This window comes from Bacillus sp. PPSBB_11 (assembly GCF_038023285.1).
GTDB classification, from domain to species: Bacteria; Bacillota; Bacilli; order Bacillales; family Bacillaceae; genus Bacillus; species Bacillus altitudinis.
Genome location: NZ_CP150633.1, coordinates 1855084 through 1871111 on the forward strand (window position 1 = coordinate 1855084; position 16028 = coordinate 1871111).

At 42.8% G+C, this 16028-nt stretch carries 9 protein-coding genes; 4 read left to right on the top strand and 5 right to left on the bottom strand.

The window, feature by feature from the left end; translation table 11 throughout:
- Positions 1–8199 (top strand): amino acid adenylation domain-containing protein, encoded by an 8199-nt coding sequence (locus V7L95_RS09115; protein WP_340968950.1) that lies wholly within the window; start codon positions 1–3, stop codon positions 8197–8199.
- Between the two features lie 6 nt (positions 8200–8205).
- The gene (locus V7L95_RS09120; RefSeq protein ID WP_048001291.1) at positions 8206–8946 is read left to right on the top strand and encodes an alpha/beta fold hydrolase; all 741 of its coding nucleotides are present in this window, start codon (positions 8206–8208) and stop codon (positions 8944–8946) included.
- Between the two features lie 79 nt (positions 8947–9025).
- On the opposite strand, the gene V7L95_RS09125 is transcribed toward V7L95_RS09120, so the two are convergent.
- From V7L95_RS09125 to V7L95_RS09135, 3 genes are all read right to left on the bottom strand, one after another.
- Entirely contained in the window at positions 9026–9718 is a 693-nt protein-coding gene (locus tag V7L95_RS09125) for an ABC transporter ATP-binding protein (protein WP_007498206.1), read from the bottom strand.
- An 8-nt stretch (positions 9719–9726) separates the two neighbouring features.
- On the bottom strand, positions 9727–11061 hold the full coding sequence (locus V7L95_RS09130) for a hypothetical protein (protein WP_234932494.1): 1335 nt from the start codon (positions 11059–11061) through the stop codon (positions 9727–9729).
- 193 nt (positions 11062–11254) lie between these two features.
- Positions 11255–12181, bottom strand: a complete 927-nt coding sequence (locus V7L95_RS09135) for a DMT family transporter (RefSeq protein WP_017358537.1) — start codon at positions 12179–12181, stop codon at positions 11255–11257.
- Positions 12182–12312: 131 nt separating this feature from the next.
- On the opposite strand from V7L95_RS09135, the gene V7L95_RS09140 reads away from it, so the two are divergent.
- Complete coding sequence (locus V7L95_RS09140; protein WP_206115957.1) at positions 12313–13650, top strand: PLP-dependent aminotransferase family protein; 1338 nt, start codon at positions 12313–12315, stop codon at positions 13648–13650.
- Here the strand turns inward: V7L95_RS09140 and V7L95_RS09145 are convergent.
- Positions 13637–14338, bottom strand: a complete 702-nt coding sequence (locus tag V7L95_RS09145) for a 4'-phosphopantetheinyl transferase superfamily protein (RefSeq protein WP_138278092.1) — start codon at positions 14336–14338, stop codon at positions 13637–13639. The genes V7L95_RS09140 and V7L95_RS09145 overlap by 14 nt on opposite strands.
- 143 nt (positions 14339–14481) lie before the next feature.
- On the opposite strand from V7L95_RS09145, the gene V7L95_RS09150 reads away from it, so the two are divergent.
- Positions 14482–15342, top strand: coding sequence for a GyrI-like domain-containing protein (locus V7L95_RS09150; RefSeq protein WP_017366603.1), 861 nt, complete (start codon positions 14482–14484; stop codon positions 15340–15342).
- Between the two features lie 25 nt (positions 15343–15367).
- Here V7L95_RS09150 and V7L95_RS09155 read toward each other — a convergent pair whose 3' ends face one another.
- Positions 15368–15958 carry a hypothetical protein gene (locus V7L95_RS09155; RefSeq protein ID WP_206115959.1) on the bottom strand — a complete coding sequence of 197 codons (591 nt, stop codon included), beginning with the start codon at positions 15956–15958 and terminating at the stop codon, positions 15368–15370.
- Between the last annotated feature and the right edge of the window lie 70 nt (positions 15959–16028).

The following is a 16028-nucleotide window of genomic DNA, read 5'->3' on the forward strand; positions in this document are numbered from 1 at the left end:
ATGCTAGTTAGTAGACGAAAAGGAAATGCAGCAAATCATATTGTCAGGATCAATGGAAAACGAATCGATCTCAAAGCATTAGAGAAAGTCTTCATGCTTCACTTTCCACTAAAGGAATGTGCGCTCATCCCGAAGAAAAATCAAGAAGGAGGCCTATCGCTTGTGCTTTTTGCACAGGCGAAGGACCCTTCGTTGACAAGAGAGGATTTGATGAGAGGCCCGCTTCATCCTGTTGAAGTGCCAGCCGCACTCGTCCTCGTCCCTTCCTTGCCGCGAAAAGAAAGTGGAGCGGTCGATACCGAGGCGCTGCTTGCCATTGACGTACTAGATGAAGAGGAACGGAAAAAGATAGAAGAGCGCACGAAAGCCATAGATGGAGTAGAGGAAGCAGCCGTTTTGATAGAGAGTCAGACAGAAAAACAAACACCCTATCATTTAGATGACCTCTTCCCAGATAGACAGCGTACAAATGGAAACGAATCGTTTTCAAAAGATGAAGTCAGCCAAACCATACAATCCTCCGCACAAGTAAAACCACCAGCTCTTGTTTATGGAGGTGATGTGATTAGAAAACCAGGTACACCAGTCACATTGACAGAGGTACTGATCCGAGCCGCCTTTATGTCACCAAATCGCGGAGTCACGTATCTCAAAGAAGGCGGTCATGAGGTGATCCAGACTTACCCGGAATTGCTCACAGGAGCGGAACGTGTCCTATCTGGATTAAGGGCAGCCGGACTTTCAAACGGCGATCAAGTGCTGCTTCAATTGAAAGATCATCAAGATTTTATCACGGTATTCTGGGGCTGTATTCTCGGTGGAATCATTCCAACCCCAGTCTCTGTACCACCTGTGTATGATGAAATGAATCAAGGCGTGAACAAGCTCAAGGGCGTGTTTCAGCTGCAAAATGAGCCATTCATTATTACAAACGAAGCGAGTGCTGAGGACATTGCAGGGCTACGTAAAACGTTTGAATCAAAAGCGATTCCGATTTTAACAATCGAAACATTACTTGCCTGTGATCCAGATGAACAGCATTATGAGCCAGAGCCGGATGAGCCTGTGCTTCAGCTGCTGTCCTCAGGAAGTACGGGTGTGCCAAAGTGTATCCGGCACAACCATCAAAGCATTTTATCTAGAATCATTTCCTTTGAGCAGGCAAATGGTTTCACGCATGAGGATGTATCCATGAACTGGATGCCGCTTGATCATGTAGGGGGCATTGTCATGTTTCATGTACATGATGTGTACCTCGGCTGCCAGCAAATTAGTCCATCCATTGATCAATTTATCGAACGGCCGATGGTGTGGCTGGATTGGGTAGAAAGATACGGTGTCACAAGGACGTGGGCGCCAAACTTTGCCTTTGCGATGATGAATGAATATGAAGACGACATTCGCAAAGGGAGCTGGGATCTCTCCACCTTGACCTATATCATGAACGCCGCCGAAGCAGTTGTTCCTAAAGTGACGCAGCGTTTCATGCACATCATGGGTGAGCACGGATTAAGCCGCCATGCGATGGTGCCGGCTTATGGCATGTCAGAAACATCATCAGCCATTGTCCAGTCAAAAGAATTCATGCGTCATGATGATCAGGGTGGACAACTGACCATTGATCAGACCTCATTAACAAGTGAGATTCAATATGTGACGCACGATCATCCGCACAAGATGACCTTTACAGAAGTTGGTGCACCCATCCCTTCTGTATGGATTCGGATTGTTGATGAGCATCACCATGTGCTGCCAGAAGATCAAGTCGGCCGCTTGCAGGTGAAGAGTCCAACGATTATGATGGGCTACTATCAAAATGAGGAAGCGAATGAAGAAGTATTTGCGGAAAACGGCTGGTTTCATACAGGAGATTTAGGATTTATTCATGAAGGGCGCCTAGTCCTCACAGGGCGAGAAAAGGATATCATCGTCATCAACGGAGCGAACTATTTGAATTACGAAATTGAGGCCGTTGTGGAAGAGGTTGAGGGGGTTGAAGTCACCTTTGCCGCTGCGTACGGCATTTACAATCCCGAATCAAGTAATGACACACTCGCCGTCTTTTTTGTTACGCAGAAGGATTCGATAGAGGATCAAATCACAATGATTCAGAAGATTAGAGAGAGCATCATTCGCAAAATGGGAATCGAACCTGACCATATCATTCCGCTGAAAAAAGACCAATTTCCGAAAACAGAAAGCGGAAAAATCCAACGTGCTCAACTAGGTGCGGCACTGAAAGATGGGGTGTTTCATGACATTGAACGTGCACTTGATCTTGCTTCGGAAAATGAACAAACCCTCCCAGATTGGTTCTTTAAACGTATTTGGGTAAAAGAGAATATCGGTCCATCTCAGCCAGTATCCACTGATCATGTACTCGTATTTGAGGATGAAAAAGGGCTTTATCAATCGCTTTATACACAATTTGAACAAATGAACCTGCCTTATGTTTCTGTGAAAAAGGGTTATGAATTTTTACGCCTGTCAAAAGGGATGTATCAGATGAACCCTCGAATCAAAGGGGATTACGTCAGGCTTGTGGCGGCGCTTGAAGCCGATGAATTAAAGATTGACCGTATGCTCCACTTGTGGAATGTGTCAGATAAGGAGATGATTGCGAGCCCTGCGCAGTTCAAAGAACTGAATGCAAGCACCAGCCAATCCATTTTATATTTGTATCAAGCATTGAGACAAGAAAATAAAGAGCCAATGCGTCTCGTTGTTGTCACAAAAGGTGGTCAATTGGTCAAACCGCAAGATGAGCTTCATGTGGAGAAAACGTCTCTTGCCGGATTATTAAAAACCATCCCGCAAGAATGGGAAGGGGCAGAAGTGTCTCACCTTGATATTGAAGCGGAGAATGTGGAACAGGATGCCAAGCATATTACGGACGAACTAGGTGCGATTCATTTGAAAGCAGAAGTGTCTTACCGGCATGACCAGCGCCTCGTACCAAAGCTGGAAAAAGTGAATATGATGACGGCACCTCAGACAGAAGGGTTTTTAGAATATGAAGGCTTGTACTTGCTGACTGGCGGGCTTGGCGGTATTGGATTTGAACTGTCTAAGCAAATGCTCCAATTTGGCTTGAAGCTCGTGTTAATTGGACGAACATCCCTTGAAGAAGACAGAGAAAAAGAGGCGTCATTCTCACAACTGAAAGATCAGGGAGACGTTCTTTATGTACAAGCCGATGTGACGAATTTATGTGACGTCGAGCGGGCGATTTATGAAGCAGAAAAACATTTCGGACAGTCGATCCGAGGAGCGCTTCATTTAGCCGGTGCTGGCAATGTATCTGAGCACTTTCAGCATGTGGATACGTACACACTGGCTCATACAACAGAAGAAGATTTCGTCAAAGAACTTTCAGGGAAGGCAGATGGTGCTTGGGTGCTGCAGGAAGCTTTCAAGCATGATCCGTCAGTTCCACTCGTCTTTTTTGGATCAGTAAATGGCTTTTTTGGCGGCACCACATTTGGCGCATATTCTGCGGCGAACAGCTTTTTAGATGGACTCGCACATGCCCTTACCTATCATGAGGGAAGAAGAGCGATTTCGTTGAATTTCAGCATGTGGGATAATCTTGGTTTGTCTAAGGGACATACTGGGGCCGCGCTAACCGTTCGCAAGGGCTTTCAATTGATTGGAAAAAAACAAGGACTCCATTCATTATGTCTAGGTGTTCGGCTGAATGAAGCGCATCTATTTATTGGCCTAGATGGGGCGAATCAAGAAATCGCTGAACATCTTCAACCAGCACCAATCCCGCATTTTGAAAAGAAACTGTACTATACGGTGCAATCAGGCAAAGAAGTGGATGCTGACAAGATCACAGACATCATAGAGGGGAAATGGGACATCAGGCAAGTGGAAGATATACCGAAAAAACAAGATGGCTCTATTAATCATGAAGCCCTCAAACAGTTCCATCACAAACATGCACAGCCGTTTGAAAAGCAATTGCCAGAAACGAAGACAGAGCAGGTGCTTGCGGCCATATGGGAGGATATTTTAGAAGTCGATCGTGTGTACAAAGAGGATCAATTCTTTGACCTTGGTGGACATTCATTAAAGGCCACTCAAACGATTTCTCGTATTAATCATGAGTTTTCAATAAAGGCACCGCTAAAAATATTATTTGAAAGCAAGAATCTGGCACACTTGGCACAAATGGTCGATGACATCAATGGAGCACCAGCCATTCAGGAAGCCAGCATTCCAAAGCTGGAAAAACGAACAAGCTATGAGCTGTCACACGCTCAAAAGCGAATTTGGTTCTTATCTACATTAGAAAAGAGCCATCATTACAATATATTAGGTGCTTGGAAGCTGATGGGCCAATTACACATCCAAACGTTAACAAAGGCGATCGGTCTCTTAACAAAACGTCATGAAGCACTGCGCGCAACATTTCAAACCATTGGCGGCAAGCCGGTTCAAGTCATCCGTGAAGATCTTCCGCCATCAGTAACCGTTGCGAATTTCTCATTATTTAATGAAAAAACAAGAGCGAGAAGATTGGAACAGCTGATTCAGCAAGAGGCGAACCGCATCTATGACTTAGAACGGGGACCGCTTGCACAATGGACAATTGTTGATATGGGGAAAGAGGAATATTACTTGCTTTGTGCGCAGCATCATATCATTTCCGATGCATGGTCGCTCAGCCTGCTTATTCAAGAATTAGAAGTCGTGTATGGTGCGCTATTATCAGAGAAAACGCCTGAGTTACCTGCACTTGAGATTGAATGGACCGATTATGTTCATTGGGAGAATGAGCAATTAAAGAACCACCATGAGGCTCAGAGCTATTGGCTAGAAACGTTACAAGGAGAGTTGCCGGTATTAGAGCTCCCGTTTGACCGTCCTCGTCCGCCGGTTCAAACATTTAATGGAGCTACAGAGCAAATCGTGATAGATGAACCGCTTGTTCGTCGTTTACATGCCTTGTCGAGGCAGCAGGGGACAACACTATTTATGACGATGTTGTCAGCCTATTATGTCCTGCTTCACAAGTTGTCTGGACAAACAGATGTCATTGTTGGATCGCCGATCGCTGGCCGTGATGTCGAACAATCAGAGAAGCTCGTCGGCATGTTTGTCAATACGTTGGCGCTGAGACAGGACGTTTCAACAGCCGATACCTTTGCCGATTTACTGGCAAAGGTGAAAGAAATGACGTTAAAAGCCTTTGAGCATCAGCATTATCCATTCGACAAGCTTGTGGATGACCTTTCAATGGATAGAGACCTAAGTCGTTCACCGATCTTCCAAGTCGCCATGGGGTATGTCACTGATTCGCTGGATATCAACCTAAAAGGACTGACATCGGAACAAGTGATGGTCCATCATACCGTCTCTAAATTTGATCTCACCTTGCATGTATTTGAGCAGGAGGACAAGCTGTCTATCCATGTGGAATATAATACGGATTTATTTGAGCAAGAAACGATCCACCGTATGATGAATTATTATCTCAATTTGTTAGATGGCATGACGGCTCAGCCTGAACGGACATTCGCTGACTTTTGCGTCATGGACAAAACAGAACAGAATGCCATGATCATAGGAAAAAATCAAACCGACACGCCTTATCCAAAGCGTACGCTGCAAGAATTATTTGAAGAACAAGTGCAGCGTGACCCGCACCGGATTGCTGTATCCTATATGGAAGAGCATATGACGTATCAAGATTTAGACGAGAAGGCGACAAAACTGGCTGCCTATTTACAGTCAAAAGGCGTTGGACCCGGTTCACTTGTCCCGATGCTGTTTGATCGTTCGTTTGACATGATGGTCTCAGTTCTAGGGATCGTCAAGTCGGGTGCTGCTTATGTACCGATGTCACCTGAGTATCCAGATGCTCGCATCGGTCTGATCGTTCGCGATACACAAAGCGATATCATTTTAACCCAGTCGCATCTAATCAATCGTTTAGACGATCTGAGCGGCACAAAGATTGAAATGGACAAGTCGTTACCAGAAACAGACGCAGTGTATCAAAGGGAAAAATCGATTGTAGGAGAAGACCAGCTTGCCTATGTGAACTACACTTCAGGCTCAACAGGCACACCAAAAGGCGTAATGCTTCCTCATGCAGGAGTGGTCCGCTTAGTGAAAGAAACAAACTATATTGAGCTTGGTTCAGAAGATAAAATGCTTCAGCTGTCTAATTATGCATTTGATGCCTTTACCTTTGAATTATGGGGAATGCTGCTAAGTGGCGGTCAGCTGGTTCTGATCCCGAAATATGCTGCTCTGAATATGGACGAATTAACTCGTTTAATCAAAACGCATCAAGTCACAGCCAACTGTTTGCCAACTGCATTATTCAACCGGCTGATTGAGCATGATCCAAAAAGTGTGGCTGGATACCGTACATTACTCGTTGGCGGAGAAGCCATGTCTAGTGAGCATGCACGAAAGGCATTGCCACATATGAAGGGTGTGCTGATCAATGCTTACGGTCCAACAGAAAACACAACATTAGCGACCACTTATCAAGTCACACACGTACCGGAGGATGCAAGATCAGTGCCAATCGGTGTGCCAGTCGCCAACTCAACGGTTGTCATACTTGATGATCATCTCAATCCAGTACCAACAGGCGTCAAAGGAGAAATCTATATCGGCGGAACAGGGCTGGCAAAAGGATATCTGCATGACCCAGAGCGTACGGAGGAGCGGTTTATTGACAATCCATTCCCGGCATTAAAAGGGGACAAACTGTATCGTTCCGGTGACCTAGGGAAATGGCGGTCTGATGGCAGTATTGAATACCTTGGCCGAAAAGACAACTTGGTCAAAATTAGAGGCTACCGAATTGAATGTGGAGAAATTGAGACAGCCCTGCTCAAACATCCACAAGTAAAAGAATGTACCGTCATTGCTAAAACGTACGGCAGCTCAAAACGGCTGGCAGCCTACCTTGTCACAGATGGGGGAGAGCCTGTTCCCGGATGGAAAGCATTTTTACAGGAAAGCCTGCCAGGCTATATGATTCCAAGTTACTTTATCGTACTTGACGCAATTCCCGTCACAACGAATGGGAAGGTCGATCAAAAAGCATTGCCGGAGCCGACAGACGCAGTCTCATCCTCACATGAAGACGATCAACCGGTAACAGAAACACAGCAGCTGATTGTGACAGCTTTCAGTGAAGTGCTTGGTGTCAAACGAGTAGGAATTCATGATTCATTCTTTGATTTAGGCGGAGATTCGATTATGAGTATTCAAGCCGTTGCCAAATTAAAAGAAAAGGGTGTCCGTGTTGATCCAAAATGGATTTTCATGCACCCAGCGCCAGCGCAGTTAGCGGCATATTTGGACACAGTGCCAGAAACAGGCGAGCCTGTCGAAAGAGCGCCGAAAGACTATGCGATCGAGTTGAAAAAAGGGGATCCGGCTGAACCGAGAATTTTCTTTGCACCGCCTGCTGGTGGAACGGTGATGGGGTATATCGATGTGGCCAAGCTCATGACACATGAAGGAGCTGTTTACGCCTTGCAGTCTCCAGGCTTGTATGAGGATGAAGAACCACAATTCCTTCATTATACAGAGCTTGTCACCATTTTTATTGAAGCCATTGAGACATTCTATCGACCAGGCATTGATTATTTGGCAGGGCATTCCATGGGTGGACATCTTGCTTACGGAATGAATCAGAGACTCTGTCATGCAGGAAAAGCGCCAAAAGGATTGATCATTTTAGATACGGTTCCGGTATTAAGAGATGAGGCAGATCAAGCGCTTCATGCCGATATGAACGAAGAAGAAGTGAAAATGCTTGCCCTCGTTCTGGGTATGGGGAACCTCGTCGGCATCAAACCAGAAGCATTACAAGGGCTCAGCTTCCAAGAAGTGAAGCAGAAAATCCTCAAAGAAGCAGAAAAGGATGAAGTCGTTCATCAATTTATGAATGATCACTATTTAGATAAATACTTGCAAATGCAGACTCATAATACCATCATGTCACAAGCCATTGAATTAGAAAAAGACCCATTCTCTGTGCCGTTTTATATTATACAAAGCAGCGATCACGCCACAGATTTCCAGAAAAAATTTGTCGATTGGGAAGCTTACACGAGAGAAACGTGCTCGTATTATCAAATAAAGGGCGACCATGTGACCATGATGAAAAGACCGCAGGCAGATCAACTTGCGCAGATTCTTGAAACGATCGTAAAGGGGTAAGGACGTATGAACCAATTATTTAAAACCTTTGAAAAAAAATCAGATCTCATTCAGCTTATTTGTTTTCCTTTTGCTGGCGGATATTCCGCCTCTTACCGTCCGCTCTTTGAACAGCTGAAGGACACGGCCGAAGTGACAGCAGCAGAGCCTCCGGGTCATGGAACGAACCTCATGCCGCTTGAAACAAGCATTGACCGGCTGGCTGAATTGTATAAAGAAGGACTGACAGGCAAATTAAACCGTCCATTTATTTTGTTCGGACATTCCATGGGCGGACTTGTGGTGTACAGGCTGACTCAGTTGCTAGAAAGGGAAGGCATCGATCCGGCAGCGGTTGTCATTTCTGCCATTCAGCCACCGCAAACAAAAAGACAAATATTGACCCATTTATCGAATGAAGCATTTGTTCAGCATATCGCTGAAATGGGCGGGATTCCAAAAGAATTGTTAGAGAACAAGCCAATGATGGATTACTTTACACCATCCTTACGTGCCGACTATCAAGCATTAGAATCCTTCCAGCACACAGACAAAACAATCATTAAATCACCCGTTTATTTATTGAACGGAAAGCAAGATAAGAAATGCATGGAAGACGCAGACGGCTGGCTAACATGGGCAAACGCCATCGAACGTACTGATTTCGAAGGAGGGCACATGTATATCAACACACACCTCGAGCAGTTCGCAGAACATATGAGGCATGTCATTGAGCAGACAACAAAAAGGCAATTCATCAGCCAATAAAAGAAAACAACGGCCCCGTCAAACGAGGGCCGTTGTTTTCTATGGTTAAATATCATTTTAAACGTAGATAAACTGCTATTTAGGATAACATTTCAAAGAATCTTTTTTCAAGCTGACCTTCATCAAATGTTTCTTCAGAAGGTTTTTTTTCTGAATGAACGATTTGTCCTTCATTTATAAAAAGGATCTCGTCACATAAGTTAGCGGCAAATTGAAGGATGTGCGTAGAAAGAATGATCGTTTTATTTTGAGCCTTAAATTCTCTTAGATGTCTTTTCATAAGAGTCATATTTGCTGGGTCTAGACCGGTAAATGGTTCATCTAATAAGATTATAGCTGGATTGTGTAAGGTGGTTAATATAAAAGAAATCCTCTGCCTCATCCCTCGGGATAGAGAAGAAGAGCGAATATGGGCTTGTTTTTCAAGCCCATATTTTTCTAATAAATGTTGAATCTGTTTTTTATTTAACGGTTGTTCAACTAACATGGATTGATATTTAATCAATTCGAAGCATGTTAAGTTTTCAAAAAGTGTTGGATCATCTTCCATGTAACCGACAGTTGAAAAACCATTTTCTATATCTTTTTGTATGATTAATTCACCTTTATCTGGTGAGATCAACCCCGCGATTATTTCAAGAATGGTTGTTTTTCCAGCGCCATTTTTGCCTAATAATCCAACAATTGAGCCTTGATGAAAATGTAATTCATGAATTGATATTTTGAAGTTGGACTCTGTATATTCCTTGATTAGATCATGAATTGAAAGCATACAATCCCTCACTCGAATAATGTTTTAACTGATTTGCAGTTTTTGTTAATCGTTTTATCCCAAAATAAAAACATGATGACGATGATGATCACTGTACAAACAATCATGATCGTATTTGCCGCAATAAAAGAGGCTAGGTTATATGAGGACATAACGGATAAGCCTAAAATGAAACTGAAGCAAAGGTTTAATGTTAATTTGCTCAGTGTGCTAGGAACTTGATACACATACTCCCATTTAAAATAAGGAAATAGAACAGTAGAACCAACTGTGCATACGCCTATTAAAACGCTACTAACTAACAAAGTAAATATCACATAAAAGGGGTGATCTACATTTATTGTAAAAGTAGAAAAGATAGTATATACAGTACAAAAAAACATATGTAATAAAACGGATAATATCAACTTAGAGTTTATTTTGTTCTTTATAAAGTGAGGTAACCTATGTTTTAAAGGAATAATGGGACCATCAACATCAAAAGAGACATAAGATTGAAGGGCGTTAGAAATAAAAATCATAGGGAACATCACACTAAAGATAAACAAAAAATCATTTTCTATATTCAGTGTTTCGATTTGGTTTGTATGAACACCATACAGAATGAGAGTAAATAGACCACCAGATATTGTTAATATAAATAGTAAAACCGACCATTGTATTGGAGGGTTTCTCAAAAGAAGGGTGATTTCAAAAAATAAAATATGATTGAAAGATCTTGATGTTGTGTTTTGATGATGTCTATCCTTCTCCTCTGAATGGAAGATAGGCGTATATCTAATGTTCTTTTTCCAATTGATTAATAAAATAAGACTAGTAAGAAAGATCAAAGCAGCAAGCGTAAGCACCAATTGGTTAGAAAAAGGAATAGAAAATAATTCGAATTTAAAAACAAAAAACATCCAAGCAGCAATGACCCCAGTGGTGATGTATTGAATCATGGGTGTGATTGAAAAGACTCTAGGTCTAGTAAGAAGTAATAATAAGTTCAATCTAAGTAAATATCCGAATAATAACGAGCTAATGCCTAAGGCTCCAAGAATAAAAGAATGATGCAAAGCATGTGTGTTTAAAGTCATGCAGAAAGAACCTAAAAAAAAGCATATAAAACCAATCATGACACCGAAAAATTTACTCATATCTTTCCCGAAAATATATTGATCCATATTCAATTTCAGGATGGCCATCTGTTTTTTATCTGAAGAAAATAAGATTCGCATAAGACTTTTATCAAGGTGAATCGTTGTTAAAAAAATGAAAAATGAGATGTAGATGATTGATACGTTTTTGATAAAAAACGCAAGCAGTCCACCTAGGAAGAGTGGTGCTAGTATGTAGTTCATCGCAAATAACACATATAAATAAGGTCTGTTACGTTGATAGCCTCTTAACTCGTTGAGGATCAATATCTTTGTAAATACTATAAATATATGCACTCATAACACGTCCATTTTAGTTTGTATAATAAGGAGAGGTTCTCTCTCCTTATTATACAAAAAAACACAAGACAATAAATGGTTTTGATGTTAGTTTTGTCTAGTTCTTCTGTGTTGAATTCCCCTTCCTCACCACATTCCCGCCAATCACTCCGCCAATAACGAGCACAGCCCCGATGAGGTGAACCATATCAATCGTTTCATGTAAAATAAGCACGCCAGCGGCAATGGTAATGAAAGCAGATAGATTGTTAAAAATACTCACCTTTGCTGCTTCAAGGTGGGAAAGAGCATAGTTTGATAAATACGCTGTGAGCAGTGATGAGAGAATGCCTAAAAACAGCATAGACCATACAAAGGATGGCTGCGTAAACGGACTGAAAAACTGCGGTAGTGTAGCATGTACCGAGTGCCGAATGAGAGCAGCAGCATTAAAGAAGACAAATCCAAAGAATGTCATCACGAAAGTCAGTTCAATGACATGGAATCGCCGTGTCATCACTCTGGCAAATACGCTATAGGCACTGGATGATAAGGCTGAAAGTAAGATCAGCACATAACCAATGAGATGAGAATGTTTCACATCAATTCCCTTCACCACAAAGAGGAGCATCACCCCGGACACAGAAAGAATGGTAAACAGCACCTGAATCGAGGTAGGACGTTCCTTTAAACACCATGCTGCAAGCACCATTGTCAAAATAGGGATGGTCGCCTGAATAATGCCGGCCTCTGATGAAGAGGTAAACATCAGCCCCCACACTTGAAATGCAAAAAACAACACAGGATAAAGCAAGGAAAATGGCACAATGTAAATGAGATCACGCCATTGAATGGAAAAACGGTACTTTTTTCGTAAAAATGGAAATAACAAAAGAGCCGCTGCAAAAGAAACAGTAAATCGGTGTGCCAATACATCAATTGGATTCGCTGATGCTAAAGCCACTTTGACAAACAAGAATGAAAAACCAATTATACAGGCGTATGCGATCGAAGCAGCATACGCTTTTTGTTTTGACATATCCATCAGAATTCTCCTTACACGAGCATGCATGCTTCAGTTGAATTGACCGGTTCTGTCTTTTTATCGTAAACGGATCAAGTAAAGTGTACAATAAGAGTTATTGATATCTGTACCGGTACAAGGAGGGTAGTACTGTGAGGAAATATGATCACCTTGTGTTGAATATAAAAAACAAAATCGAGAGCGGCGAATACAATGCTGGAATGAAAATCCCATCCATTCGTCACTTAGCGGCTCAATATGCTGTGAGCAAAAGCACTGTCATAAAAGCACTAGATACATTAGAGCGTGAACACTTGCTGTACTCTGTAGAAAGAAGTGGCTATTTTGTCGTAAAAACCAATCAGTCAGCTGTTAAGAAGGGCAGCACATGGATTGATTTTGCTTCCTCTGCGCCTGATCCCATTGTGTTTCCGTATGTCGATTTTCAGCACTGCATCAATCAAGCGATTGATCTGTATCAAAATGATTTATTTATCTATGGCACCACCAATGGATTACCATCTTTACTGCCAATCATTTCAAAGCGTTTAACGGATTATCAAGTGTTTGCCTCTCCAGAACAGATCGTCATGACCTCTGGTATTCAGCTGGCCTTATCGATTTTAAGCACCATCCCGTTTCCGAATGGAAAACAGACCATATTGGTCGAACAGCCAGGCTATCACCTATACCTCCAATACTTAGAGAAAAACCAGCTGCCTGTCCGGGGGATTCAGCGGACGGAAAAAGGACTCGATCTTCAGGAATTGGAGCGTATCTTCCGAGAGGAGGATATTCGCTTTTTCTATACGATGCCAAGGTTTCAAAACCCGCTTGGAACGAGTCTGTCGAAACAAGAAAAAATAGCGATTGCAGCCCTTGCCGAAGCATATGATGTCTACATCGTTGAAGACGATTATTTGGCTGATTTAGAATTCGATACAAAAAGAGACCCGATCTATTCATATGATCAGGCGGGGAAGGTCATTTATTTAAAAAGCTTCTCAAAAATCATTTTTCCGGGGCTTAGAACAGGTGCTGTCGTCTTACCAAACGAGCTGATTGGCCCCTTTAGTGAACATAAACGGCTTATTGATATCGACAGCTCGATGCTCTCGCAGGCTGCTTTAGAAATTTATTTGAAAAGCGGGATGTTTGAGCGTCATAGAGAAAGGATGCAGGCGACCTATAGAGCTCGATCCAAACAACTTGTGGCCTGTTTGAAAAATGATCAAGGCGCTTATGCGCTGGGAGAAGAGGAGCCAGCTACCCATACCCACGTTCGTGTCGACCGGTCCATTCCGATGAATCAGCTCATTCAGCAGCTAAAAAAGGCTTCTGTGATGGTTCAGCCGATCGACCGCCATTTTATTTCTACTTATCAAAAGGAGCCTATACTTCAACTGAACATTTGGCATGTAAAAGAAGAGGAAATCGCACGAGGCGTCGATTTGCTAAAGTCATCACTTCAACAAATCACACGTTATTAAGGCGAGATAGCATGTTCTCACAAGTGAGTATCTCGACGTGCTCAGCCGCAGCGGGTTTTCTTGTACAAACCGCCATTTGGTAGGCAGGATCAAGTGAATATGTTTGGACAACGCAAGGGGCTTCGTGATCAGGTAATCTTAAAGTAGCCTGTCCATCCTCTGACAAGCGAGCGGTAAAGGATGAGAGACCATAGGATATTCCCTTCCCTGTCAGCTTGATAAAAGCCTCCTTCATGGACCATAAATGAAAGAAATAGGCTTCCTGCCGTTCTGCCGGCTGTGAGAGTAAATCTTGATATTCGTCAGCTGAAAAAAATCGTTTGGCAATGGCTAAATCAATCGGTTTAATCTCTTCAATATCAATGCCAACAGGCGCATCATCTACTGCGCCCACGACCCAATCACCAGAGTGAGAAAGATTAAAATGAAAAGAAGGAATTTGCCGGACAACAGGCTTTCCATTCCCTTCTGTTTCAAAAATGATCTGTTCCATAGGCAGTGCGTACATCTCATGAATGATGTGACGAATCAGTACCTCACCTAAAAGCGTTCTTCTTGCATCGATCAAAAAACGAAAGCGCTCAGCGGCGACGCGTTTTTCAAGTGACACAAAAGGCTTCAGCTGTTCTATTTGTTTTCGTGCATTTTTATCATCTAAAGGTTGTAGTTGAATAGCGAAAATCTTCATAACGTACCTCAATTTTTTACATTTATTGTACCATTTGATGAACCCATGCAAAAGAGAAACAGACATCCTGTTCAATGAAAGCACAAAATGACAGGAAGGTGCGGGCGGTTCTCGATATAGTGGAAAAGGAAGGAGAGGGAAAAATGATTCACTTGATCATGGATAGTATCAATTATATGGAAGAGAGGCTGGATCAGCCTTTGCAGATCGAAGAAGTGGCAGAGGCCGCCTGTATGTCTAAATTTCATTATCAGCGGCTATTCCATATGCTGACGGGAATTGCAGTAGCAGAATATATTCGCAAAAGACGATTAACCCTTGCGGCAGAAGAATTCATGACCAAGCAAGTGAAAGTCATTGATGCGGCGGTGAAGTATGGCTATGAAACCCCAGAGTCGTTTGCGAAAGCCTTCAAGCGGCATCATGGATATACACCGGCAGCAGTGAAAACAGGCGAGTATACAGTGAAAGCCTACCCCCGTCTCTCCTTCGAACTTCAAATAAAAGGAGTCGAACCGATGCATTATCGAATTGTGGAAAAGGATTCATTTTCAATCATGGGCAGAAGACTAAAGACAACAACAAAGAATAGCCAAAACAAACAGGATATTCCCGCCTTTTGGAAGCGTGTCAATCAAGAAGGATGGACGGATTCACTGGCTCATGCAGCTGGAGAACTCGGATATATCGGTGTATGTGCGCATTTTGATGAAACGCTTGAAACATTTGACTATATCATTGGGATTGAGCAAGGTGAGGAACAACCAGATTCGACCATGACAGTCGAGCAGATTCCGGCCAGTACGTGGGCTGTATTTCAGGCAAAGGGGCCTGTCGAAACCGCTGTGCATTCAACATGGACACGTATTTTCACAGAATGGTTTCCTGCCTCAGGATATGAGCATGCTGGGGGAATGGAGATGGAAACGTATCCTTTAGATGGAGAGATAAATTCTCCAGATCATGTGACATTGATTTGGATTCCAATCCGTAAACAATCATAAAAAAGGCAGCGTATCTCGCTGCTTTTTATCCTTGTGTGAGGACGTGAACACCGTTTGGATCGGTCGTATTCATCCCATGAGAATCTATCATCTTCACTTCAAGTAAAGAGAGACGTTCTCCCTTTTTCCAATGAATAGGTTGTGTCAAACCGTCCAGCAACTGATCGACCGTAGGTGTATGAGTCAAATCAGGTACTGCGATCGTCATCTCGGCAATTGCTTCTTCACCAGTTTCAATCACATCTGTCCGCCGCTGCAATTCAAGCCTTAAGCGCATCGGTGTAGAAAGAAACGTTCTTCGCTCCCCAGTCTGGATTGCCCAGTTTTTCTTTTGCGCTTGTACCAGCAGCTGATCATATTCATCATCAGTCACTAGAAAGCCGATGTGATCAAAAAGGACTTTTTTACTATAACCAAATGTGATATTGATCTGTCCCTTTCTCATCTCAATGATTCGGAAAGAGGGCTTCTTCTCTCTAAAATCATCCCATGTCTGCGGAGGGGGAAAGGAACCTTCCTTTGCGAAACGCCCCTTTACTTCAAAGCCTAATGAGGTGTACGCCTTCTCTGTCTCCTCAACAAATGGTGTCCAGTAATGATAATGGAAAAGCTGCATCAGAGGATCATCTCCTGTTTTAAGAATATTGCGTCTATTTAGTTTAGCACAAAACAAGCCATTCATTTAG

Excerpts from the sequence above, each read along its gene's own strand:
- V7L95_RS09130 (WP_234932494.1), bottom strand. The coding sequence starts at position 11,061 with ATGAACTACATACTAGCACCACTCTTCCTAGGTGGACTGCTTGCGTTT.
- V7L95_RS09150 (WP_017366603.1), top strand. The coding sequence starts at position 14,482 with ATGATTCACTTGATCATGGATAGTATCAATTATATGGAAGAGAGGCTG.
- V7L95_RS09155 (WP_206115959.1), bottom strand. The coding sequence starts at position 15,958 with ATGCAGCTTTTCCATTATCATTACTGGACACCATTTGTTGAGGAGACA.
- V7L95_RS09120 (WP_048001291.1), top strand. The coding sequence starts at position 8,206 with ATGAACCAATTATTTAAAACCTTTGAAAAAAAATCAGATCTCATTCAG.
- V7L95_RS09125 (WP_007498206.1), bottom strand. The coding sequence starts at position 9,718 with ATGCTTTCAATTCATGATCTAATCAAGGAATATACAGAGTCCAACTTC.
- V7L95_RS09135 (WP_017358537.1), bottom strand. The coding sequence starts at position 12,181 with ATGGATATGTCAAAACAAAAAGCGTATGCTGCTTCGATCGCATACGCC.
- V7L95_RS09145 (WP_138278092.1), bottom strand. The coding sequence starts at position 14,338 with ATGAAGATTTTCGCTATTCAACTACAACCTTTAGATGATAAAAATGCA.
- V7L95_RS09115 (WP_340968950.1), top strand. The coding sequence starts at position 1 with ATGCTAGTTAGTAGACGAAAAGGAAATGCAGCAAATCATATTGTCAGG.